At 69.3% G+C, this 21943-nt stretch carries 24 protein-coding genes; 6 read left to right on the plus strand and 18 right to left on the minus strand.

From position 1 onward, the window contains the following. Positions 1–40 precede the first annotated feature (40 nt). On the plus strand, positions 41–673 hold the full coding sequence (locus E3T54_RS00895; RefSeq protein WP_134474172.1) for a class I SAM-dependent methyltransferase: 633 nt from the start codon (positions 41–43) through the stop codon (positions 671–673). A 109-nt stretch (positions 674–782) separates the two neighbouring features. Here E3T54_RS00895 and dapF read toward each other — a convergent pair whose 3' ends face one another. The 14 genes from dapF to thyX all read right to left on the minus strand — a co-directional run bounded on the left by dapF (position 783) and on the right by thyX (position 15565). Continuing rightward, positions 783–1664, minus strand: a complete 882-nt coding sequence (gene dapF, locus E3T54_RS00900; protein ID WP_092323941.1) for a diaminopimelate epimerase — start codon at positions 1662–1664, stop codon at positions 783–785. A 35-nt stretch (positions 1665–1699) separates the two neighbouring features. Beyond that, on the minus strand, positions 1700–2626 hold the full coding sequence (miaA, locus tag E3T54_RS00905; RefSeq protein ID WP_134474200.1) for a tRNA (adenosine(37)-N6)-dimethylallyltransferase MiaA: 927 nt from the start codon (positions 2624–2626) through the stop codon (positions 1700–1702). Further along, entirely contained in the window at positions 2623–4236 is a 1614-nt protein-coding gene (gene miaB, locus E3T54_RS00910) for a tRNA (N6-isopentenyl adenosine(37)-C2)-methylthiotransferase MiaB (RefSeq protein ID WP_134474173.1), read from the minus strand. Before miaB ends, miaA begins: the two co-directional genes overlap by 4 nt. Before the next feature lie 113 nt (positions 4237–4349). Then, complete coding sequence (locus E3T54_RS00915) at positions 4350–4964, minus strand: regulatory protein RecX (RefSeq protein WP_134474174.1); 615 nt, start codon at positions 4962–4964, stop codon at positions 4350–4352. A gap of 59 nt (positions 4965–5023) precedes the next feature. Beyond that, positions 5024–6136, minus strand: a complete 1113-nt coding sequence (gene recA / locus E3T54_RS00920) for a recombinase RecA (protein WP_092323938.1) — start codon at positions 6134–6136, stop codon at positions 5024–5026. Between the two features lie 266 nt (positions 6137–6402). Continuing rightward, complete coding sequence (locus tag E3T54_RS00925) at positions 6403–7119, minus strand: DedA family protein (protein WP_241976987.1); 717 nt, start codon at positions 7117–7119, stop codon at positions 6403–6405. 16 nt (positions 7120–7135) lie between these two features. After that, positions 7136–7360, minus strand: coding sequence for a DUF3046 domain-containing protein (locus E3T54_RS00930; protein WP_134474176.1), 225 nt, complete (start codon positions 7358–7360; stop codon positions 7136–7138). 22 nt (positions 7361–7382) lie between these two features. Continuing rightward, entirely contained in the window at positions 7383–7691 is a 309-nt protein-coding gene (locus E3T54_RS00935) for a helix-turn-helix domain-containing protein (protein ID WP_092323935.1), read from the minus strand. Positions 7692–7875: 184 nt separating this feature from the next. Continuing rightward, complete coding sequence (locus E3T54_RS00940; RefSeq protein ID WP_092323933.1) at positions 7876–8427, minus strand: CinA family protein; 552 nt, start codon at positions 8425–8427, stop codon at positions 7876–7878. Further along, on the minus strand, positions 8420–9019 hold the full coding sequence (gene pgsA / locus E3T54_RS00945; protein WP_092323932.1) for a CDP-diacylglycerol--glycerol-3-phosphate 3-phosphatidyltransferase: 600 nt from the start codon (positions 9017–9019) through the stop codon (positions 8420–8422). The genes E3T54_RS00940 and pgsA overlap by 8 nt, the downstream gene beginning before the upstream one ends. A gap of 4 nt (positions 9020–9023) precedes the next feature. Next, positions 9024–11882: a DNA translocase FtsK gene (locus tag E3T54_RS00950; protein ID WP_134474177.1), complete on the minus strand. Its 2859-nt coding sequence runs from the start codon at positions 11880–11882 to the stop codon at positions 9024–9026. Positions 11883–12050: 168 nt separating this feature from the next. Beyond that, the gene (locus tag E3T54_RS00955) at positions 12051–13727 is read right to left on the minus strand and encodes a ribonuclease J (RefSeq protein WP_134474178.1); all 1677 of its coding nucleotides are present in this window, start codon (positions 13725–13727) and stop codon (positions 12051–12053) included. Positions 13728–13750: 23 nt separating this feature from the next. Then, entirely contained in the window at positions 13751–14728 is a 978-nt protein-coding gene (gene dapA / locus E3T54_RS00960) for a 4-hydroxy-tetrahydrodipicolinate synthase (RefSeq protein ID WP_134474179.1), read from the minus strand. Positions 14729–14827: 99 nt separating this feature from the next. Then, on the minus strand, positions 14828–15565 hold the full coding sequence (thyX, locus tag E3T54_RS00965) for an FAD-dependent thymidylate synthase (RefSeq protein WP_174775333.1): 738 nt from the start codon (positions 15563–15565) through the stop codon (positions 14828–14830). A 114-nt stretch (positions 15566–15679) separates the two neighbouring features. Between thyX and E3T54_RS00970 the strand changes: the two genes are divergently transcribed. The 4 genes from E3T54_RS00970 to E3T54_RS00985 all read left to right on the plus strand — a co-directional run bounded on the left by E3T54_RS00970 (position 15680) and on the right by E3T54_RS00985 (position 17998). Beyond that, the gene (locus E3T54_RS00970) at positions 15680–16126 is read left to right on the plus strand and encodes a thioredoxin family protein (protein WP_134474180.1); all 447 of its coding nucleotides are present in this window, start codon (positions 15680–15682) and stop codon (positions 16124–16126) included. Next, the gene (locus E3T54_RS00975; protein WP_134474181.1) at positions 16107–16589 is read left to right on the plus strand and encodes a DUF4395 domain-containing protein; all 483 of its coding nucleotides are present in this window, start codon (positions 16107–16109) and stop codon (positions 16587–16589) included. The genes E3T54_RS00970 and E3T54_RS00975 overlap by 20 nt, the downstream gene beginning before the upstream one ends. 78 nt (positions 16590–16667) lie before the next feature. Continuing rightward, positions 16668–17093 carry an OsmC family peroxiredoxin gene (locus E3T54_RS00980; protein WP_092323923.1) on the plus strand — a complete coding sequence of 142 codons (426 nt, stop codon included), beginning with the start codon at positions 16668–16670 and terminating at the stop codon, positions 17091–17093. 17 nt (positions 17094–17110) lie between these two features. Next, positions 17111–17998, plus strand: a complete 888-nt coding sequence (locus E3T54_RS00985) for a TIGR01777 family oxidoreductase (RefSeq protein WP_092323921.1) — start codon at positions 17111–17113, stop codon at positions 17996–17998. A 107-nt stretch (positions 17999–18105) separates the two neighbouring features. Here E3T54_RS00985 and E3T54_RS00990 read toward each other — a convergent pair whose 3' ends face one another. Then, positions 18106–18546, minus strand: coding sequence for a tetratricopeptide repeat protein (locus tag E3T54_RS00990; RefSeq protein WP_134474182.1), 441 nt, complete (start codon positions 18544–18546; stop codon positions 18106–18108). Continuing rightward, positions 18543–19340: a 4-hydroxy-tetrahydrodipicolinate reductase gene (gene dapB, locus E3T54_RS00995; protein WP_134474183.1), complete on the minus strand. Its 798-nt coding sequence runs from the start codon at positions 19338–19340 to the stop codon at positions 18543–18545. Before dapB ends, E3T54_RS00990 begins: the two co-directional genes overlap by 4 nt. A gap of 50 nt (positions 19341–19390) precedes the next feature. On the opposite strand from dapB, the gene E3T54_RS01000 reads away from it, so the two are divergent. Beyond that, positions 19391–19894, plus strand: coding sequence for a GNAT family N-acetyltransferase (locus E3T54_RS01000; RefSeq protein WP_134474184.1), 504 nt, complete (start codon positions 19391–19393; stop codon positions 19892–19894). Here the strand turns inward: E3T54_RS01000 and E3T54_RS01005 are convergent. Together E3T54_RS01005 and E3T54_RS01010 are read right to left on the minus strand one after the other, a co-directional pair. Beyond that, entirely contained in the window at positions 19891–20493 is a 603-nt protein-coding gene (locus E3T54_RS01005) for a histidine phosphatase family protein (RefSeq protein ID WP_092323915.1), read from the minus strand. The genes E3T54_RS01000 and E3T54_RS01005 overlap by 4 nt on opposite strands. A 65-nt stretch (positions 20494–20558) precedes the next feature. Further along, entirely contained in the window at positions 20559–21911 is a 1353-nt protein-coding gene (locus tag E3T54_RS01010) for a pitrilysin family protein (RefSeq protein WP_134474185.1), read from the minus strand. Positions 21912–21943: the final 32 nt, after the last annotated feature.

Consider the following 21943-nt stretch of genomic DNA (forward strand, 5'->3'; position numbering starts at 1 on the left):
CTTTAACCCTAGTTCCTCCATAAGCGATACGTTCTCTTCTATGGCACCAGAGCATTACTTTTCCGCAACGCCCGACAGCGCGCTGAAACTGCGAAAGGTGACGGTGGAACTGGCCGGGCACCCGTACGAGGTCACCACGGCGAACGCTGTCTTCAGCCCCGACCACATCGATACCGGCACCCAGGTCCTGCTGGCGAACACGCCGACGCCGCCGCCCGGGGGAAACTTCCTCGACCTCGGCTGCGGCTGGGGCCCGATTGCCCTGCACCTGGCCCTGAGCTCCCCGCACGCCAGCGTGTGGGCTGTGGACGTGAACGAGCGGGCGCTGGAGCTGGTTCGGATGAACGCGGCCGCGCTCGGCCTGACGAACGTGAAGGCCGTGCTGCCCGCCGATGTTCCGGCCGACGTGATGTTCCGCTCGATCTGGTCCAACCCGCCGATCCGGGTGGGCAAGAGCGAACTCCACGCGCTGCTGCGGGCCTGGCTTCCCCGCCTTGAAACCGACGCGGATGCCTGGCTCGTCGTGCAGCGCAACCTCGGTTCTGATTCGCTCCACCGCTGGCTCGAGGGCGACCTGCCCGCCGAGTACACCGTTGCCCGGACCGCGACCAGCAAGGGTTTCCGGGTGCTGCAGGTGAAGCGGCGCGAGCCGGAGCCCGGCGCCGTCGCTTAACCCGCCGCCGTCTGCCGTCCACAATCGCCGTTTCCGCCGAGAGTCGCCGTTCTACCGGCGATTCTCGGCACAAACGGCGACTCTCACTTCGCTGGACCCCAACAGTCGCTTAGCCGAGGCTGAAGACCCCGTCGAAGACGAGTACGGCAGGCCCGGAGAGGGACGCGTGCTCGCCGTCCTCGGCCGGGAACATCCGCACGCCGAGCACGCCGCCGGGCACCTCGACGCGCCATTGGTTGGGGGCGCCGGCGCCGGCCCAGTGCCGGGTGGCCAGCGCGGCGGCCACGGCACCGGTGCCGCAGGAGAGCGTCTCCCCGCTGCCGCGCTCGTGCACGCGCATCCGGATCCGGCCGACACCGTCGACGACAAGCGGGTCGTGCGGGACGACGAACTCGACGTTGGTGCCGCCGACCGGTTCCGGGTCGAGTTGCGGGATGTAGCCGAGGTCGGCCGCCTCGAGTTCGTCGAAGTCGGCGAGGGCGACCACGACGTGCGGGTTGCCGACGTTGATGCCGAGGCCCGGGCGGGCCACGGCCAGGTTCTTCGCGCGCACGAGGGGTTCGCCCCCGGCGAGCCTCCAACGCCCGAGGTCGACCTGGAAACCCGACTGGTTCCGCTGCAGGTCGCGCACTCCCCCGCGCGTTCCGATGGCGAGGGTCTCGCCGGGGGCCAGCTGCGCGAGCCCCTGCTCGACGAGATAGAGCGCGTAGACCCGGATGCCGTTGCCGCACATCTCCGACACCGTTCCGTCCGCGTTCCAGTAGTCCATGAACCACTCGGCCTGGTCGTCTTCGGCCAGCGCGGCGGCGCCGTCGGGGAGGCTACGCGACCGGACCGCGCGGATGATGCCATCGCCGCCGATGCCGAACTGGCGGTCGCAGACGGCGCGGATCTGCTCCGGGGTGAGCTCGATCAGCCCGTCCGGGTCGGCGAAGAGAACGAAGTCGTTGCCAGTGCCCTGGCCCTTGGTGAAGTTGAGATCGATGCCCATCAGCCCAGTTTAGGCGGCCCGGTTCAGGGGCGACTTCAGGTGGCCGGGTCCACGCGGCCCAGCGCCTGCTCCGACCGGTCGGCGGCCCGCGCGTCGATCCAGTGGGTGTGCGGGTCGCGCTTGAACCAGCTCACCTGCCTCCTCGCGTAGCGGCGGGTGAACTGCTGCGTGGTCTCGATGGCTTCCCCGCGGGTGAGGGTGCCGTGCAGCTGGCCGAGGGCCTGGGCGTAGCCGATAGCGCGGCTGGCCGTCACGCCCGTCTCGATTCCGCACGGGATGAGCCTTTCCGCCTCCTCGACGAGCCCGTCGGCCCACATGGTTTCGACGCGTGCGTCCAGGCGCTGGGTGAGTTCCTCACGCGGCATCCGCAGACCCACGGTGACCGCCGGCCGCCAGTAGACCGCGTCGCCGGGCAGGGCGGCGCGATGCGGCGCCCCAGTGAGTTCAACCACTTCGAGGGCTCGCACGATTCGGCGGCCGTTGCTCGGGCCGATCCTGGCCGCGGCCTCCGGATCGACGGCCTTCAGCCTGCCGTACAGGGTGCCGGGCCCCTGCTCGGCCAGCTCCCCCTCGAGCCGGGCCCGGAGAGCGGGGTCGGTGCCGGGAAACTGGAAGTCGTATACGACGGAGGAGATGTAGAGCCCGGAGCCGCCGACGAGGATCGGCACGGCGCCGCGCGCGGAGATGTCGTCGATGGCCGCCCGGGCATCCCGCTGGTAGTTGGCTACCGTGGCCTCGTCGGTGACGGCGAGCACGTCGAGCAGGTGGTGCGGGATGCCGCGCCGCTCGGCCACCGGAAGCTTCGCCGTGCCGATGTCCATGCCTCGGTAGAGCTGCATGGCGTCGGCGTTGACGATCTCCGCGGGCTGTCCGCGGGCGGCAAGGCGCTCGGCCAGGTCGAGTGACAGCTCGGATTTGCCGGTGCCGGTCGGCCCGACGATGACGACGAGCACGGGCGTCAGCGCTCTCCGTCGGTGACGTCGTAGATCGGAATGGTGGCGGAGCCGCTGCCCGGTCGCAGGGTCGGCAGTCCGAGCGACACCGGCCCGGCGGCACTGTCCGCGCCATGCGACGCCGGAACCCCGCAGGATTCGGCCTCGAGCCGGTCCCACGCGTCCCCGGCGATGGTGCGGCGGATGCGGAGCGGGGCGGAGTCGGCGGAGTCGGCGATCAGGTGGAACGGGAACGCCTCGGTGACCGTGACGGTGACCATGTCTCCGGGCCGGGGGCGGGGCGATCCGTCGGGCAGGTTGAAGTGCACGAGCCGGCTGTCCGGCGCGCGCCCGCTGAGCCGGTGGGTGTCGGCGTCCTTGCGTCCCTCGCCGTTGGCGACGAGGAGCTCGACCTCGCGGCCGACGACCTTCTGGTTCTCCTCCCAGGAGATGCGTTCCTGCAGGGCGGCGAGGCGTTCGTAGCGTTCCTGCACGACGGCCTTCGGGACCTGGTCGGCCATGGTCGCCGCGGGCGTGCCGGGGCGGATCGAGTACTGGAAGGTGAAGGCAGTCGCGAAGCGCGCCGACTCAACGACGCGGAGGGTCTCCTGGAAATCCTCCTCGGTCTCGCCGGGGAAGCCGACGATGATGTCGGTACTGATCGCCGCGCCGGGCATCTGCGCCCGCACCCGGTCGAGGATGCCGAGGAACTTCGTGGAGCGGTAGGAGCGGCGCATGGCTTTGAGGACGCGGTCGGAGCCGGACTGCAGCGGCATATGCAACTGGGGCATCACCGCGGGGGTCTCGGCCATGGCGTCGATGACGTCGTCGGTGAAGGCCGCCGGATGCGGGCTGGTGAAACGGATGCGCTCCAGCCCCTCGATCCGGCCGGCCGCACGCAGCAGCTTGCCGAATGCGAGCCGGTCGCCGAATTCGACGCCGTAGGAGTTGACGTTCTGGCCGAGGAGGGTGACCTCGATGGCGCCGTCGTCGACGAGGGCCTGGATCTCCGCGAGGACCTCCCCCGGACGGCGGTCCTTCTCCTTGCCGCGCAGCGCCGGGACGATGCAGAACGTGCAGGTGTTGTTGCAGCCGACCGAGATGGACACCCAGCCGCTGTAGCTGGAGTCCCGCTTCGTGGGCAGGGTCGACGGGAACGTCTCGAGGGACTCGAGGATCTCCAGCTGGGCCTCCCCGTTGTGCCGGGCACGCTCGAGCAGGCTGGGCAGGGCACCCATGTTGTGGGTGCCGAAGACGGCGTCCACCCAGGGCGCCTTCGCCAGGATGGTGTCTTTGTCCTTCTGGGCCAGGCAGCCGCCGACGGCGATCTGCATGCCTTCGTGGCGGCGCTTGACGGACGCGAGGTGGCCGAGGTTGCCGTACAGCTTGTTGTCTGCGTTCTCCCGCACGGCGCAGGTATTGAGCACGACGATGTCCGCTTCGACGCCGTTCGCGGGAACGTAGCCGGCCGCCTCGAGGGAGCCGCTGAGCCGCTCAGAGTCGTGCACGTTCATCTGGCAGCCGAAGGTGCGCACCTCATAGCTGCGCGCGCGGCCATCCGCGTCGATGGCGGCCTCGGACGGGGCGATCACGGTCGGCCCGGTGGAGGGCGTCGTGGCACGGGCGGGTGTTGCGGTCATGCTGGTCATAGTGGGTCTAGTTTACGTTTGCGGGGCGGATGCCGCGCGCCAGCCGGATCCGGCACTCTCCGGCCAATCAGCCCGTCGGCCCATCGGCCCGTCGGCCCGGCGGCCTAGCGGAACCGTACGGTCGTGGGTCTGCCGACTGACCGGGACGCCAGCGCCGCCTTCACGGCCAGCCGCACGGCGCCGGAGCTGTAGCCCTTGCGCATGAGGAAGCCGGTGAGCCGGCGGTCGATTGTCTGCTCGTCGAATCGTTCGAGCTGCCCGACCCGCTTGATGGCCATCTCGATCGCCCGCTCGGCCTCATCGTCCGGCAGCTCTTCGAGTTTTTCCAGGATCAGGTTGGCGTCGAGGCCCCGGCGGCGCATCTCCGTCTGCACCCCGGCTCGACCGAGGCCCTTGCGTTCGTGGTGGCTGTGGATGATCTGCTCGGCGAGTTTCTCCTCGTCGATGTAGTGGAGTTCCGCGAAACGCTCGATGATCTCCTCGGCCTCGTTCTGGTCGATGTCGGTCGTGCGAAGAACCGTGCGCGCCTCGGAGATGGACAGCGACCGTCCCCGCAGCCGGTGCAGCAGCACCTTCTCGGCCCGTTCGCGCTCCGCGCTCGCATCGTCGTGCGCGGCCTGCTCGGCGGCCGGGTCTTCCGGCGGGACGACCCCGGGGAGGTAGGTCACGGGCGCCATCGTGCTGTCCTGCGCTGACTCTGATGCTTCGAAGTGAACCATGCCCGTGACCTGCCTCTCGTGCTGAATCGTGCGGTGCCGTGCCGGGGATTGGGCCGGGGCTAGGCGCCCTTGCGGGCGCTGAGCTTCGTCTGGATGGACTCGACCTTGGCGCCGCCCTCGGCGGCTGCGGCTGCCGTGGCGGCGTCCTTGGCAGCCTTGGCTGCGGCGATGCCCTCCGGGCCGACACCGAGCTTGATGAGGATCTTCTTCTCGATGTCGTTGGCCATGTCCGGGTTCTTGAGCAGGAAGTTGCGCGAGTTCTCCTTGCCCTGGCCGAGCTGGTCTCCGTCGTAGGTGTACCAGGCGCCGGACTTCTTGACGATGCCCTGGTCCACTCCGAAGTCGATCAGGCTGCCCTCTCGGGAGATGCCGACCCCGTAGATGATGTCGAATTCGGCCTGCTTGAACGGCGGGGCCATCTTGTTCTTGACGACCTTGACCCTCGTGCGGTTACCGACTGCCTCGGTGCCGTCCTTCAGGGTTTCGATCCGGCGGATGTCGAGGCGCACCGAGGCGTAGAACTTGAGCGCCTTGCCGCCGGCGGTGGTTTCCGGGCTGCCGAAGAACACGCCGATCTTCTCGCGCAGCTGGTTGATGAAGATCATGGTGGTGTTGGTCTGGCTGAGCCCACCGGTGAGCTTGCGCAGGGCCTGGGACATCAGCCGAGCCTGGAGGCCGACGTGCGAGTCTCCCATTTCGCCCTCGATCTCGGCGCGAGGCACGAGCGCCGCGACGGAGTCGATGACGATCAGGTCGATCGACCCGCTGCGGACGAGCATGTCCGCGATCTCGAGGGCCTGCTCGCCCGTGTCGGGCTGGGAGACGAGGAGCGCGTCGATGTCGACGCCGAGCTTCCTGGCGTACTCCGGGTCGAGCGCGTGTTCGGCGTCGATGAACGCCGCGATACCGCCGCCCTTCTGGGCGTTGGCGATGGCGTGGAGGGTGAGTGTGGTCTTACCGGACGATTCCGGACCGTAGATCTCGACGATGCGGCCGCGGGGCAGGCCCCCTATGCCGAGCGCGACGTCCAGGGCGATCGACCCGGTGGAGATGGTTTCGACGGGCGCGCGCTCGTCACTGCCCAGACGCATGACGGAGCCCTTGCCGAACTGGCGGTCGATCTGGGCGAGTGCCGCTTCCAGGGCCTTCTCGCGATCTGCTGCTGATGCCATTGTCGTTCTCCTTCGGTCATGCGTTGTGGCGCCTATAGGCTGTCGTTCGGCTCACCGGGAAGACCCCGATTGCGCCCTGTCGACAAGGCTTGTGCGGTCTGTCGTTGACGAAATCGACTGTACGCCGGGCCCCCGACATTGGTCGGTGGTCGCGGCGGAAGTGGATAAGCCGTCTTCGACTTTTGCTGTTGAGGAGCCTAGCAATATCCGAACAGGTATTCGATGAACCTGTGACCCGCGGCGTGGCGCGTCACGCCCGCACTCGGTCACCCGGACGGTGCACCAGGGTCATCCGCCGCGTCGTCGGCGCGCGCACTCGCCGCTCGCCGTCCTCGCATCCGCCGCAGCACAAGCCAGACAACGACCCCGGCAATGGCCGCATAGAGCACGTAGTTGAGGTACTGGGCGTACTGGGCCACCAGCTCGTACTGCGTGCCCAGGGCGGCGCCCAGGAGGATCAGGAGGGTGTTCCAGATTCCGCTTCCCGCGATCGTGAAGATGCTGAACGAGGTGAGATTCATCCTTTCGGCGCCGGCCGGCAATGAGACCAGGCTTCTGATCCCCGGCACGAGACGACCAAAAAAGACGGCCGATCGACCGTGCCGGCCGAACCAGCGGGCAGCCCTGTCCCAGTCGTCACGATCAACGAGGGGAAGTTTCGCCAGCCAGCGAATGGAGCGCTCGAGCCCGAGGCGCGCCCCGAGTCCGTACAGCAGCAGGGCGCCGAGATAAGCGCCCAGCGTGCTCGTGACGACCAGGAGGGCGCCGCTCAGCTCGCCCTGCTGGGCCAGGAAGCCCGCCAGGGGAAGAACGACCTCACTCGGTATGGGCGGAAAGACCGTTTCGGCCAGGGTGAACAGGCCCACTCCCCACTCGCCCAGTCGCTCAACAAGGCGAACCGCAATCCCGACGAGCCCCGGGAGGTCGCCGAAGGGCGCTATGGCGCCGTCAACCCTGGTGAACGCGTCTGCCCAGAGCGGCACCTCGTCCCGCTGAGGTCTACTTGTGCGGGGCGGGCAGCCCCGCGCCGTACCAGCGGCTCTTGGGCACATCCGTTTCGGCGCAGAGCGCGAGCCAGACATCGCGGGCGGGCGTGCCGCCGGCGAGGGCCTGGTCGGCCGTGCGACCGCCCAGGGGGGTCAGCACCAGGTCTCGGGTGAGCACCCGGCCGTAGGCGTCGCCGAACTCGTCTTTCAGGGCCTGGCGGAACTCACTCAGTCGCACAACTCGCCCAGCGCCGGTCGCTCTAGCGGGCCATGATGGTGGAGTCGAAGGTCGAAACGAATTCGTCGGGGATGGTGTCCGGGAACGGTTCGAGGCCTTCGATCACGGCGAGGCGATCGCCGACTTCACGCATGATGACCGAGATCGGGGTGTCAAGCGCGTCTGCTACGGAAGCGAGAATCTCAGAAGAAGCTTCCTTCTGACCACGCTCGACTTCGCTGAGATACCCCAGGGCCACGCTGGCCTTGCTGGCTACCTGACGAAGGGTCCGACCTTTTTGCAGGCGGAAGTCCCTGAGTACATCGCCGATTTCTTGACGTACAAGAATCATCGGAACCTCCTTCTCATGCAACTGTGCTCACTGTGCCCATCACGATCGGGTTCGTGGTGGCGGATGGCCTACGTTACCGCAACCGTCCGACACTCCCAGAGTACCCTCGGTCACTGGACTTTCCTTGTGAATGTCCTGCCGTGGCCTCGGGAATCTTGTGACTGTAACCACGCCCTCCGCGGAACTATTCCGACGGGTCCCGGCCGAGTAGTTCACGCACGGCCTGGACGGCGCGCACGACGGCCTGCGCGCGAACCGCGTCGCGGTCGCCGGCGAGACGAAGCGGGATCACCCAGGACCCGGAGCCCTGCGACAGGCCGATGTACACCGTGCCCGGCGCGTGCCCCTCCGTGGCATCCGGGCCGGCCACCCCGGTCGTAGAGACGCCGATGTCGGCCCGCTCACCGCCGACGGCGAGGTGCGTGCGCACGCCGATCGCCATCTGCATGGCCACATCGGGGTGCACGGGTCCGTGCACGTTGAGGATGCTGCTGTCCACCGCGAGGAGGCGGTGCTTGAGTTCGGTCTGGTAGGCCACCACTCCCCCATTGACGACGACGGATGCGCCGGGGATGCGAACGAGTTCGGCCACCAGCAGGCCGCCGGTGAGCGACTCCGCCACCGCGATGGTGAGGTGCCGGGCCGTGAGCTCCGCAATCAGGAGGGCCGCGGCATCGGCGCTGTCGGCATCCCGGGCCTGCGGGGAGGCGGGGCCGGCGGCCGGGAGGTCAGGCATGGCGGCGCTTCCGGCGCTCGCGCCAGCCGGCCGCGAGGTAGTCGACGCCGGTCACGACGGTGAGGATGAGGGCGAGCGCCATGGCGGTCCAGTTGACCCAGTACACCCACTCGCCCACGACCAGCCAGAGCGGGAGCAGCGCGAGCGAAATCGCGACGGCTTGCGTGACGGTCTTGAGCTTCCCGCCGCGGGAGGCAGGGATGACGTGGTCGCGGAGCATGACGAACCGGAACACGGTGATGCCGATCTCGCGCACCAGGATCACGATCGTGACCCACCACCACAGCTCTCCGAGGATGGACAGGCAGACGAGCGCCCCGCCGGTGAGCACCTTGTCCGCGATCGGGTCCAGCAGCTTGCCGAGGTCGGTGACGAGGTTGCGGCGACGGGCGATGGCACCATCGATGCCGTCGGTCGCGATCGCGACGATGAAGACCACGGCAGCGGCCCAGCGCAGCGAGCCGTGCTGGCCGGCGTCGGCCAGGAGCATCCAGAAGAACACGGGGGCCATCAGGATGCGAATGACCGTGATCACGTTAGGCAGGTTCCAATTGCTCGGCGTGGCGGAAGGATCGGTGTTCGGCGTTGCCATCGGTTCAATCCCTGTCGGTCAGTTGCCAGGCGTCTTCGTCGGAGGAGGCGTCCTCTTCAGGATAGTCTTCGGTCATTTTCGCGACCGGGTCGTCGGCGTAGCGCGGATCCGGGGCGGCATTGGCCGGCGGGTACGCGGCCGCGCGCTGCTCCGCGGCGTGGTGCTCCGCGTCCGATCCGCGCAGCTTGGCGAGCACGCTCGGCAGTTGCTCGGCGCTGACGAGCACGTCGCGCGCCTTCGACCCCTCCGAGGGACCGACGATCTCCCGCGACTCGAGCAGGTCCATCAAGCGGCCGGCCTTGGCGAAGCCCACGCGCAGCTTGCGCTGGAGCATCGAGGTCGACCCGAACTGCGTGGACACCACGAGCTCGGCGGCCGCGAGCAGCACCTCGAGGTCGTCGCCGATGTCGGAGTCGATCTCCTTGCGGGGGGCCTCCATGGCGACATCCGGCCGGTAGTCGGGGCGCGCCTGGCGGGTCACGTGCTTGACGACCTTCTCGATCTCGGCCTCGTTGACCCAGGCGCCCTGCACCCGGATCGCCTTGGAGGCGCCCATCGGCAGGAACAGGGCGTCTCCCTGGCCGATGAGCTTGTCGGCGCCGGGCTGGTCGAGGATGACGCGGGAGTCGGTGACGCTGGTCACGGCGAAGGCGAGGCGCGAGGGCACATTGGCCTTGATCAGGCCGGTGACGACGTCGACGCTGGGGCGCTGGGTGGCGAGCACCAGGTGGATCCCGGATGCGCGCGCGAGCTGGGTGATCCGCACGATCGAGTCCTCGACGTCGCGCGGGGCCACCATCATGAGGTCGGCGAGCTCGTCGACGACCACGAGCAGGTACGGGTAGGGCTTGAGCGTGCGGGCGCTGCCCGCCGGCAGCACGATCTCGTTGCCCACGACGGCCTTGTTGAAGTCGTCGATGTGACGGAAGCCGAAGCTGGCCAGGTCGTCGTAGCGCATGTCCATCTCTTTGACGACCCACTGCAGGGCCTCGGCGGCCTTTTTCGCGTTCGTGATGATGGGCGTGATCAGGTGCGGGACGCCGGCGTACGCGGCGAGCTCGACCCGCTTCGGGTCGATCAGCACCATCCGCACCTCGCTGGGCTTGGCGCGCATGAGCAGGCTGGTGATCATCGAGTTCACGAAGCTGGACTTGCCGGAGCCGGTCGAGCCGGCGACGAGGAGGTGGGGCATCTTGGCGAGGTTGGCGATGACGAAGCCGCCGCCGACATCCTTGCCGACGCCGATGGTCATCGGGTGGGTGCTGTTCGTGGCCGTCGCCGAGCGCAGCACATCGCCCAGGGTGACGATTTCGCGGTCGGTGTTCGGGATTTCGATGCCGATGGCGCTCTTGCCCGGGATGGGCGAGAGGATGCGCACCTCGTTCGAGGCGACGGCGTAGGAGAGGTTCTTGCTCAGGGCGGTGACCCGTTCCACCTTGACGCCGGGGCCGAGTTCGATCTCGTACTGCGTCACGGTCGGGCCGCGGGAGAACCCGGTGACCTTTGCGTCGACCTGGAACTGGCGCAGCACCTCGGTGATCGACCGGACGACGTCGTCGTTGGCGGCGGACCTGGCCCTGGCCGGGGGCCCGGCGATCAGGGTCATCGCCGACGGCAGCACGTAGGGGACGGTCGGCTGCGGCGCGGTGGGCGCGGTCGCCTCGGCGGGCGGAGCGGCCAGGGCCGCCTCCAGTTCCTCGAAGCCGGGCAGCACCTCGGTCAGGCCCGTCGGGTCGTCGGCGTGGAGGCCGATCGCGGACGCGTGCGGCTCGACCTCGCCGGTGAAGCGCTTGACCGCGTCCTCGGCCCGCACCAGGTCTTCGAGCACCTCGGTGCCGTAGTGGTCGCTGCGCGGGTCGGCCGGGGTCTCCGCCGGCTCGAGGGCGGTGGCGAAGCCCCCGGTTCCGTCGCCGCCGAGCAGGTCCCTGAGCGGGTCCACGGTGCCGGAGTCGGCGTCCCGGGCCTTGCCTCGCGCGTCGACGCTGATCGGCCCGTCGAAGTCGGGGTCTTCCTCGCGCTTGCTGTTGTTGCGCCTCCACCAGGGCAGCGCGCTGTTGTCGCCGCCGGTGTTGTCGCCGTCGACACCGTCGAGTTCGACCTGCGCGGTCTTCCCGGCCTTGGCGTCCCGGGTGGCCTGGCGTTCCTCTGCGTCCGGCAGCTGCGCGCCGAAGAGCCAGGCGTACAGTTCGCGCAGCCGTTCCGGCAGCTTGTTCGGCGGCGTCCTGGTGATGATGAAGAGGCTGAGGATGAGCAGCAGGATGACGATGATCGTCGCGCCGATCGAGGTGGTGAGAAAGGTGAGTGGGGCCGCGATCATCCAGCCGATCACGCCTCCGGCCAGGGCGAGCCGCTCCATGCCCTCGCTGGGTGCCGGCATCCCGCCAAAGATGTGGGAGAGCCCGGACACCGAGACCAGCAGGACGGACAGGCCGATGCCGACGCGGCCGTTGTCGTGGATCGAACTGGGCTTGCGGAACAGCCAGATTGCGAACAGCAGCATGATCACGGGCAGCGCGAAGGCGACCCGCCCGAACAGCCCGCCGAAGGTCCAGGCGTCGAGGGTCCTGGCGACGGGGCTGTTGATCAGGAACCACTCGATCACGGCACCGACGATCGAGAGCAGCACGAGGAAGAACGGCAGTCCGTCGCGGCGCTCCTCTTTGGACAGCTGCTCGGGGCCGAGGGCGCGGGCGGCGCCGCCGGTCACGTGGGCGAGCGCCATCCAGATGCGCACGGGCAGGGCCGGCTTCGGTTCGAACTTCACGGTCTTCTGGGTCGCCGTCCTGGCGACGGGCTTCCGCGCCGGGGTGCCGCGTGCGGGCGTGGTGCGCGCGCGACCGGTCGACTTAGTGCTCGTAGCCATGGAATCTACGGTACCGCCGCCCCGGCCGTTGTTCGGCAGCCCACGCCCACCCGTCACGGCTTGCTGCCCATCCATCGCCCGCTGAATTGCGGACAAAGTACCTTCCCGGGCTCGAGGAAGGTACCTTTTCCGCAAGTCAACCCGGGAGGCGGGCGGGAGGGGCGCGGGTCAGGCCTCGATGACGAGGGGCACGATCATCGGGCGGCGGCGGAACGACACGTTCACCCAGCGGCCGACGACCCGGCGCACGGCCTGTTGCAGCGCGTACGGGTCCCGCACTCCGCTGTGGGCGGCCTCGGCGAGGGCCGCCACGATTTTCGGCTTGACCGCGTCGAAGACGGCGTCATCCTCGGCGAACCCTTTCGCGTGGATCTCCGGCCCGACGATGACCTTCCCGGTGTTGGCGTCGACGACGATGATGATCGAGATGAACCCCTCCTCGGCCAGCGTGCGGCGATCCTTGAGGTCGGCGTCGGTGATCTCGCCCACCGTCGACCCGTCCACGTACACGTAGCCGATGTCGAGCTGGCCGACCGTGCGGGCGATTCCGTCCCGCAGGTCGATCACGGTGCCGTCCTCGGCGAGGATGGTGTTCGCCTCGGGCACGCCGCTGTCCATGGCCAGCCGGGCGTTCGCGACGAGGTGGCGGTATTCGCCGTGCACCGGCAGCACGTTCTTCGGCTTGACGATGTTGTAGCAGTACAGCAGCTCCCCGGCGGCGGCGTGTCCGGAGACGTGCACCTTCGCGTTGCCCTTGTGCACCACGTTCGCACCGAGCCTGGTCAGGCCGTCGATGATCCGGTAGACCGCGTTCTCGTTGCCGGGGATGAGGCTGGAGGCCAGGACGACGGTGTCGCCGTGGCCGACCTCGATCTGGTGGTCCCGGTTGACCATCCGACTGAGCACGGCCATCGGCTCGCCCTGGGAGCCGGTCGACATGTAGACGATCTTGTCGCCTTGGATGTTGCCGGCCTTCTTGAAGTCGACCAGCACCCCCTCCGGCACCTTGAGGTAGCCGAGGTCGGCGGCGATGGTCATGTTGCGCACCATCGAGCGGCCGAGCAACGCCACCCGGCGGCCGTTGGCGTGCGCGGCGTCGAGGACCTGCTGCACCCGGTGCACGTGGCTGGAGAAGCTGGCGACGATGACCCGCCGCGGCGCCCGGGCGATGACGTCCTCCAGCACGGGCCCGATCAGGCGCTCGGACGGGGTGAAGCCGGGGACATCCGCGTTGGTCGAGTCGACCAGGAACAGGTCGACTCCCTCGGTGCCGAGGCGCGCGAATTCGCGCAGGTCGGTGAGCCGGCCGTCCAGGGGCAGCTGGTCCATCTTGAAGTCGCCCGTGTGCAGCACCGTGCCGCCCTCGGTCTTGATCGCCACGGCGAGGGCGTCGGGAATCGAGTGGTTGACGGCGACGAACTCCAGGCTGAACGGGCCGAGCCGCTCGGTCTGCCCCTCGGCCACCTGCAGCGTGTACGGGGTGATCCGGTGCTCCTTGAGCTTGGCCTCGATGAACGCGAGGGTGAGCCCGGAGCCGATCAGGGGGATGTCCTGGCGGAGTTTGAGCAGGTACGGGACGGCACCGATGTGGTCCTCATGGCCGTGCGTGAGCACGACGCCGAGGATGTCGCCCAGGCGGTCTCGGATGGGGCCGAAGTCCGGCAGGATCAGGTCGACGCCCGGCTGGTGCTCCTCGGGGAACAGCACGCCACAGTCCACGATCAGAATCTTGCCGTTGATCTCGAACGAGGTCATGTTCCGGCCGATTTCGCCGAGGCCGCCGATCGGGATGATCCGGAGGGTCCCGGGCTCGAGTGCGGCCGGTTCGTATACGTCGCCTGGCATATGCCCTCCCGGGGCTCTTTCGTTTAGCGGGTCGTGCCGGCGATCCTGGGCAGCGCCCCTCCGGCCGCGGCGTTGCGGTCGGGCCGGAAGTTGGAGAAGTCCACGCCCGGGATGCCGGTGACCAGATCGATTTCGTCTTCGATCTGGGCGGCTTCCCACTCTTCCGGCCCGACGAGGGGCAGGCGCACGCGCGGGCTGCCGATCCGGCCGAGGCCGTGCAGGATGTACTTCACCGCGACGGTGCCCGGCACGTGGGTCATGCACGCCCGCACCAGCGGTTCGAGCTGCTTGTGGGCGGCGGTGGCCGTCTTCAGGTCGCCGACGTTGACCGCGTCGACCATCTGCCGGTAGGGGGTGGCCGCGATATTCGCGGTGACGCCGATCAGCCCGGTGGCGCCGATGGCCAGGTGCGGCAGCACGTTGGGGTCGTCGCCGGAGAAGTACAACAGGTCGGTCTGGTTGAGCACCCGGCTGACCTGGGCGAGGTCGCCCTTGGCGTCCTTCACGGCGAGGATGTTCGGGTGCTTGGCGGCGCGGAGGATGGTCGCGTACTCGATCGGGATGCCGGTGCGGCCCGGGATGTCATAGAGGATGACCGGGAGGTCGGTGGCATCCGCGATCATGCGGAAGTGGGTGAGCACGCCGGCCTGGGTGGGCTTGTTGTAGTACGGGGTGACGATCATGTTGCCGTCGGCGCCCGCCTTCTCGCTCTGCTTGGCGAGCTGCATGGCATGGGCGGTCTCGTTGGAACCGCCGCCGGTGATGATTTTCGCCCGGCCGGCGGAGACATCCTTGCCGACCTCGACCAGGCGGATCTTCTCCGGGTCGGTCAGGGTGGAGGTCTCCCCGGTGGTGCCGGTGACGACGATGCCGTCCGCTCCCGCCCGGATCACATCGTCGATGTGCTGGGCGACGCCGGGCCAGTCGACTTCCCCGTCGGCAGTGAAGGGAGTCACCAGGGCGACGAGCACCTGGCCGAATGGATTCGATGGCGTAGTCACGATTACAGGCTAGCGGCTCGGCGGGTTTGCCTGCAGCCCGGTCGTAACACGGGGTCGCAACACGGGTCGCAACACAGGTCGCGACACGGGGCCCCGGGGTCAGGGGGCGACTCGGCCGTTCGTGTTGAACGCGTCGTAGGTGAGCGGCATGAGTTCGGCGAAGAAGTCCTCCATCTTCTCCGCGCACATTTCGATCTCGCGCTGCGGGAACGACGGGAAGTGCGTCCCTTCGCGCTTCGTGCGCAGGCTGAGGAAGTTCATCAGCGAGCGGGCGTTCATGGTGACGTACATCGACGAGTAGATGTTCAGCGGCAGGATGATCCGCGCGACTTCGCGGGCGACGCCGGCCTCCAGCATCCGCTGGTAGGCGCCGTAGGCGTGCACGGACACGTCGCGGGTCTGCTGCTCGACCAGGGCGGTCTGCTCGGCCGAGCCGGGCAGGAAGTCGTAGGCTCCCGGCTTGCCGACCTGGAGCAGGTTGCGCTCGGGGGCGGGAACGTAGAAGACCGGGTTCAGCTCGCGGTAGCGGCCCGATTCTTCGTTGTAGGAGGCGATGCGGTGGCGCATGAACTCGCGGAACACGAAGATCGGCGCCTGCACGTAGAAGGTCATCGAGTTGTGCTCGAACGGCGAACCGTGGCGGTCGCGCATCAGGTAATTGATCAACCCACGGTCGCGCTTCAGGTCGGCCTCGGATTCCGAGCCCTCCAGGCGGCTCTCCTCGAGGGTTTGCTCGCCCTGGGTCGACACCCGGGCTGCGAACAGCACGTCGGAGTCGTGGGCGCTGGCGCGAACCAGTTCAACGGTCACATCGGAGCGAAACTCAATCTCAGGCACGGCGTAAACGATACCCGGTGCCGCGTGCCCGCCGAGCCGTGGCTCGCCGCCCGGTCCCGCGTAACCTGTTGTCACAGACCGGGATCCGGAGTTTGCCCGCGTAACGTTGCGAGCATGAATCCTCTCACCGCGCTCACCGTCATCCTGGCGCTCGTCGCGGCCGCGACCGCGCTGGGCCTGGTCTGGCGTGCCCGGCAGGGGCGAATCGCGACGGTCTCCGGGGTGGTCATCACGCCGACGGATGTTGCCAGCGACGTCCCGTTCGGCCGGAACGCCACCCTGCTCCAGTTCTCCACCGAGCTGTGCGCGCGCTGCCCCGGCACGAGCCGACTGCTGGCCGGAGTCGCGGGCTCCCGCCCCGGCGTCGCTCACCTCGATGTCGACCTCACCCACCGCGCGGACCTCGCCAACCGGTACCGGGTCATGCAGACGCCGACCACGCTCATCCTCGACGGCGCCGGCCGGGTTCGGGCCCGAATCGGCGGGGTTCCGCACCGCTCCGGCATCGCCCGACACCTCGACGACCTCACCGGGAGCAACAATGTCAGCCTCGCCCGCTAGGCCCCGGATCGACCCGCGCGGCCCACGGTTCGTCGCCGGGATCACCGCCGCGCTGCTCCTGGCCGTGGTCTTCCTGGCCCTGACCGGGGCATCCGTTGCAGCGCTTCTGCTGCTCACCGTGCTGGCGGCGCTGTTCGCCTGGGGCGCATTCGCCGGTGCCGGGCGGCATCCGTTCGGGCTGCTGTTCAAACGGTACGTGCGGCCGAGGCTGGCCGCGCCGGCCGAGCTGGAAGACCCGGCTCCGCCGACCTTCGCGCAGGGCGTGGGCCTGGTCGTCAGCCTGATCGGCGTCATCCTGGGCCTGGTCGGCCTTTCCGGCGGCCTCGCGGCCGCCGCGGCTGCCGCCTTCGTCGCGGCCTTCCTCAACGCCGCGTTCGACTACTGCCTCGGCTGCCAGCTCTACCTGCTGCTCGTGCGCGCCGGCGTGCTGGGCCGCTCCGGGAGGGTCGGCGGCGCAGCATAGAGCGGCCCGCTGGGCGGCAATCAGGTTCCGAGGTCGCGCGGCGGTTAGGCTGGGGTTCCACTTCCAGGAGGTATCACCATGGCTCTGACCAGCGAAGCAACAACAGTGTGGACCGGCGACCTGATGTCGGGTCGCGGCACCACCACTCTCGACTCGTCGCACGCCGCGGAATTTCCCGTCACCTGGGCGGCGCGCGCAGAGGGCACGCCCAACACGACCAACCCGGAGGAACTGCTCGGCGCGGCCCACTCCGCCTGCTTCTCGATGGCGCTGGCGAACGCGCTCGCTGCCGCCGGCCACACGCCGGAGAGCATCCAGACCACCGCGGCGGTCACCTTCCAGCCTGGAACCGGAGTCGTCGGCAGCCACCTGCTCGTGAGCGCCCGGATCCCGGGCATGACCGAGGAAGCCTTCGAGGCCTTCGCCGAGGACGCCAAGCAGAACTGCCCGATTTCCAAGGCACTGACCGGCATCCCGATCACGATCGAGGCGGAACTGGCCTGAGCCGGGGCTGCGGCGCCATGCGAGTCCTGATCGCCGGGGCATCCGGCCTGATCGGCACCGAGCTCTCCCGCCAACTCGAGGAGGCCGGCCACACAGTGCTCCGCCTGGTGCGGAGCGAACCGCGCACGAGCGGCGAAATCCGCTGGGACCCGGCGGGGGCGGGCCTCGCGGCCGGCGTGCTCGACGGCGTCGACGCGGTCGTCAACCTGTCCGGCGCCTCCCTGGCCCGCCTTCCGTGGACCCCGGCGTACCGACGGGAGATCCTGCGTTCCCGCGTGCGGGCGACGCGTGCCCTCACCGATGCGATGCGGCAGAGCGCAACGCCGCCCGCGGTGCTGCTGAACGCCTCGGCGATCGGCATCTACGGCAACCGGCCGGGCGAAACGCTCACCGAGGAATCCCCGCCGGCACAGGATTTCCTCGCCGGCGTCGTCTCCGCCTGGGAACGCGAAGCCCTGCGCGCGCCCGAGCAGACCCGGGTCGTGACCTTCCGCACCGGGCTCGTGCTCGAGCGCGGCGGCGCCCTCAAGCCGCTGCTGCCGATCGTCCGGCTCGGGCTGGGCGGACCGCTCGGCCGCGGCACCCAGCACTGGTCGTGGATCAGCCTGCATGACGAGGCCGCGGCCATCGTGCACCTGCTCACCTCGACTCTGAGCGGCCCGGTCAACCTGGTCGGGCCCACCCCGGCGACGGCGAACGACGTGATCAGGGCGGTGGCGAGGGCCCTGCACCGCCCCTTTTTCATCCCCGTTCCGGAGTTCGTGCTCACCCTCGCGCTGCAGGATGCCGCCCGGCAGCTGCTCCTGGCCGACCAGCAGGTGAGCTCCGCGAAACTGCAGGCCGACGGCTTCGTCTTCACCCACCGCACCGCCGCCGAGGCCGTCGACCACATGCTCCGCGCCTGACTTCCCCCCGACTTCCCCCGTCTTCCCCCCGCGAAACCGCAGTCGTGCGCGTTATGAACGCGTTTTAGCGCGCACAACTGCGGTTTCGCGGAGGCGGGGAAGGCGGGTTACGGGCGGCGTTCGAGGGCGATGGCGGTGCGGATGGCGCCACGCGCGCGACGCCGGTCCCCCGAGGCGTCGTAGGCGAGCCCGAGCCGGAACCAGGCGCGCCAGTTTTCCGGGTCGGCCTCCACCGCTTCGCGGAAGCGGGGGAAATCGGCGTCGGCCGCGTCCCGGTAGGGCCGCCCGCTGGGCCGGGCCGGAAGCTCGTCGACGGGCAGTTCGCCCTCGGCGTCCAGGCGCCGCAGCAGCCGCTCCGAGCCCAGCCCGAACTGCAGCTCGCGGGCGAGCGCCCATACCCCGACGATGGGCAGGATGATCAGCGCCCCGCCGATCACGATGCCGATCGGCTCGCCGGTCAGCATGAACTTCACGGCCTGCCAGCCCACGAGGACCAGGTAGACCAGGAGCAGCAGGGCCATCAGCGCGGCGGCCAGGCGACCCCTCATTCCGCTGCCCCGGACGTGGCGGCGGAGCCGGCGGAGCGCGGCGAATCGGCGCCGGCCTCGCCGAGGCCGAGGTCGACAATCCGGTCCAGGCCGACGGTCACCCCGCGGGCCGTGCGGGTGGCCGCGAGGGCCAGCAGGATGCCGCGCTCGTAGGCCTCGGCCGAGAGCGTGTTGTGGCTGATGGTCAGCGTCTCGCCCGGTCCACCGAGGAACACGTCCTGGCGGGCGAGGAGGCCGTCCAGCCGCAGGCTGTGCACGGGCACGCTGGAGACCTGCTGGCCGCGGGCGCGCTGGTCGGTGTGTGGGGCCGAGACGGGTCCGAGGCCGGCCCGCGCCCGCCCGATCAGCTCGGCCGTGCGCACCGCCGTGCCCGACGGCGAGTCGACCTTGCCGGCCTGGTGCGCCTCCACGATCTCGATCGAGTCGAAGAAGCGGGCGGCCTGCGCTGCGAATGCCGACCCGAGCACGGAGCCGATGGAGAAGTTGGGGATGATGACGACGCCCGTGTCGTCCAGGCCTGCGAGGCGGAAGGCGAGCGAGTCGATCCGCTCCTGCGACCAGCCGGACGTGCCGACGAGCACCCGGATGCCGTGGTCGACGGCGAACTCGACTACGCGCTGGCTGACGCCCGGCGCTGTCAGGTCGACGGCGACATCCGCCCCGAGCATCTCGGAGAGCGCACTCTTCGAGTTCAGCCGGGCGACGAGTTCGTAGCCGTCGGTGTCTTCAATGAGCGAGGAAACCAGGCGGCCCATCTTGCCCGTTGCGCCGATAACGGCCACCCGTGTTGTCATGTTCCCAATCTACCAAGCGCGACCTTGCGGGCCCGACGTAGCCTAGGGTCATGCCTGAATTCAGAGAAGTGTCGGTGACGGATGCGCCGGCGCTCACCCTCCTCACCCAATACTTCAGCGACCGCGCGTCGTCGTTCCCGTCGGCTCAGGGCAGCTACCGCACCACCCTGCCCGTCGCGCAGGATTTCCTGCCGCCGCGGGGCGTGTTCTTGCTGGTGGAGGAGGGACATTCCGGCCGCTACGTCGGCTGCGGCGGGGTGCGGCGCATCGCCGACTCCCCGGCCGGCGCCGTGCGGTACGAGATCAAGCACCTGTGGCTGCAGCCGCACGTGCGCGGCCTCGGCTGGGGGCGTGTGCTGCTGGGCGAGCTGGAGAGCCGGGCGAGCGCGTTCGGTGCCGGCGAGGTCGTGCTCGACACGAACGCCAGCCTCGAGGCGGCCGGGGCCCTGTACCGGAAAGCGGGTTACGAGGACATCGCGCCGTACAACGACAACCCCAACGCCACGAACTGGTACCGCAAGGCGCTGGTCAGCCAGGAGCGGGCCGAGGCCTAAAAGAGAAGCTGGTCCGGCAGCCCGGTTCGGAGCTCGACCGGCAGGTGCCCGAGGTCGTTGTGGGTCACCAGCGTCCAGGGCCGGCCGGGCTTCTGCTGCAGCACGGTGAGCCCGCAGTTGGCCTGGTTGATGCTGATCCAGCGCCAGTCGGGAGCCCCGAGCACCTCGCGGACGAACCAGGCGATGACGAAGTTGTGGGTGATCAGGAGGTCGTGGCGTTCACCGCGCCTGGAGCGGAGGAATTCGGCCGCTGCGTCTTCCATCTGGGCCCGGCCGGCCTCGATCTGGGCCTCGGAGACCGCGCCGAAGAACGGGTCGAAGGCCGAGGGCATCTCCGGCGTCTTTCCGGTGGGGATGCAGTCCATCAGCAGCGCGGACGGCTCGGAGGTGAGGGCGGGAAGCCTTTCGGCGATGATGTCCGCCGTCTCCGCCGCGCGCTGCAGCGGCGAGTGCCAGGCGCCGGTGAACGGGACTCCCCCGAGTCGTTCGGCGATCAGGTGGGCCTGGCGCTTGCCGCGCGGCGACAGCGGGCCGTCCGGGAGGCCGTGCTCGGCGTCCTGCTGTTCGCCGTGGCGGACCAGGTAGAGGTAGTGGGGCACGGTGTCTCTTTCGTTGTCTTGCTGCGGAAAGCGCGAAGCGCGGCTGCGGGCGGAGCGCGCTGCGGCTAGTGCCTGGCTGCGGTGAGGGCCGCTGTGAACGCGTCGTCATCGAGGGCGCCGACGGCGGCGACCGAGATGGGACCGGCGACCAGCTCGGCGGCGAGCTCCTGCACGTCCTCGGCCGTCACGAGCGCCAGGCGGCGGAGCGCCTCGTCGAGATCCACGAACTCCCCCAGGGTGATTTCCGAGCGACCGAGCCGGGACATGCGGGTGTCCGAGTCCTCGAGGGCGAGGGCGGATGCCCCGGACAGCTGCCCGGAGGCCCGCTTCATCTCGTCGGCGGTGACGCCGCCTTCGGCGAGCCGGTTCAGCTCGCCGAGCATCAGCTCGACCACCTGCCCCGCCTTCGCCGGGGTGCAGCCGGCGTACATGCCGAACAGCCCGGCATCCGAGTATCCGGGCGCGAACGAGTAGACGGAGTAGGCCAGGCCGCGCTTCTCGCGCACCTCCTGGAACAGGCGGGAGGACATGCCGCCGCCGAAGATCGAGTTGAGCACGCTCATCGTGACGCGGCGGTCGTCGGCCGCGAGCAGGCCCGGGACACCCACGAGGAGGTTCGCCTGCTCCAACGGGCGCCGCACGATCGTGACCGGGTCGCCCTGGCTGATCAGCGCGGCCCGACCGGTGCGGCGGGCGACCGGGGCCGCATATTCGCCCAGGTCCCAGCCGGCGAGGAGCAGGGCGCGGGTGACGGCGGCCACGAGCACGTCGTGGTCGACCGCGCCGGCGACCGTGACGACGAGGTCCTGCGGGCGGTAGTTGGCGCGGTAGTGCTCCCAGACGGCGGCGCGGGTGGCGGCCTGGATCGTTTCGCGGGTGCCGCCGATCGGGCGACCGAGCGGGTGGGTGCCCATGACGGCCTCGAAGAATCGCTCGTTCGCGACATCCGCCGGGTCGTCGTCGGCCATCGCCAGCTCTTCGAGGATGACGCCGCGCTCGTTCTCGAACTCCACCGGGTCGAGCAGGGAGGAGGTGATCATGTCGGTGAGCACCTCGACGGCCATCGACAGGTCGCGGTCCTGCACCTTGGCGTAGTAGCAGGTGTATTCTTTGGCCGTCATGGCGTTGTGTTCGCCGCCGACCGAGTCGAAGGCGACCGCGATGTCGAGTGCGGTGCGTTTCTGCGTGCCCTTGAAAAGCAGGTGCTCCAGGAAGTGCGTCGAACCGAAGTGACCTGGCTGCTCGTCGCGTGAACCGACCGCGACCCAGTAGCCGATCGTCAGGCTGCGGCTGCCCGGAACGTGTTCACTCAGGATGCGCACGCCGCTGGGTAGCACGCTTCGGCGCACCAGCGACTCACCGGCGGCCCGGAAAGAGAGTTCGGCCAGGTCCAGGGGGAACTCAACAGCACCGTTCATGTCACTGACAACCTTACGACACCGCCCGGCCG

Origin of the sequence: Cryobacterium sp. Sr8 (genome assembly GCF_004403225.1) — a bacterium.
Classification (GTDB): Bacteria; Actinomycetota; Actinomycetes; order Actinomycetales; family Microbacteriaceae; genus Cryobacterium; species Cryobacterium psychrotolerans.

Coding starts and splice junctions, on each gene's coding strand:
- pgsA (WP_092323932.1), bottom strand. CDS start 9,019: ATGGCAACGCCGAACACCGATCCTTCCGCCACGCCGAGCAATTGGAAC.
- dapB (WP_134474183.1), bottom strand. CDS start 19,340: ATGACAACACGGGTGGCCGTTATCGGCGCAACGGGCAAGATGGGCCGC.
- dapF (WP_092323941.1), bottom strand. CDS start 1,664: ATGGGCATCGATCTCAACTTCACCAAGGGCCAGGGCACTGGCAACGAC.
- E3T54_RS00940 (WP_092323933.1), bottom strand. CDS start 8,427: ATGCCTGACCTCCCGGCCGCCGGCCCCGCCTCCCCGCAGGCCCGGGAT.
- E3T54_RS01000 (WP_134474184.1), top strand. CDS start 19,391: ATGCCTGAATTCAGAGAAGTGTCGGTGACGGATGCGCCGGCGCTCACC.
- E3T54_RS00955 (WP_134474178.1), bottom strand. CDS start 13,727: ATGCCAGGCGACGTATACGAACCGGCCGCACTCGAGCCCGGGACCCTC.
- E3T54_RS00915 (WP_134474174.1), bottom strand. CDS start 4,964: ATGGTTCACTTCGAAGCATCAGAGTCAGCGCAGGACAGCACGATGGCG.
- E3T54_RS00935 (WP_092323935.1), bottom strand. CDS start 7,691: ATGATTCTTGTACGTCAAGAAATCGGCGATGTACTCAGGGACTTCCGC.
- E3T54_RS00975 (WP_134474181.1), top strand. CDS start 16,107: ATGTCAGCCTCGCCCGCTAGGCCCCGGATCGACCCGCGCGGCCCACGG.
- E3T54_RS01010 (WP_134474185.1), bottom strand. CDS start 21,911: ATGAACGGTGCTGTTGAGTTCCCCCTGGACCTGGCCGAACTCTCTTTC.
- E3T54_RS00990 (WP_134474182.1), bottom strand. CDS start 18,546: ATGAGGGGTCGCCTGGCCGCCGCGCTGATGGCCCTGCTGCTCCTGGTC.
- E3T54_RS00950 (WP_134474177.1), bottom strand. CDS start 11,882: ATGGCTACGAGCACTAAGTCGACCGGTCGCGCGCGCACCACGCCCGCA.
- recA (WP_092323938.1), bottom strand. CDS start 6,136: ATGGCATCAGCAGCAGATCGCGAGAAGGCCCTGGAAGCGGCACTCGCC.
- miaB (WP_134474173.1), bottom strand. CDS start 4,236: ATGACCGCAACACCCGCCCGTGCCACGACGCCCTCCACCGGGCCGACC.
- E3T54_RS00895 (WP_134474172.1), top strand. CDS start 41: ATGGCACCAGAGCATTACTTTTCCGCAACGCCCGACAGCGCGCTGAAA.
- E3T54_RS00985 (WP_092323921.1), top strand. CDS start 17,111: ATGCGAGTCCTGATCGCCGGGGCATCCGGCCTGATCGGCACCGAGCTC.
- E3T54_RS00980 (WP_092323923.1), top strand. CDS start 16,668: ATGGCTCTGACCAGCGAAGCAACAACAGTGTGGACCGGCGACCTGATG.
- E3T54_RS00970 (WP_134474180.1), top strand. CDS start 15,680: ATGAATCCTCTCACCGCGCTCACCGTCATCCTGGCGCTCGTCGCGGCC.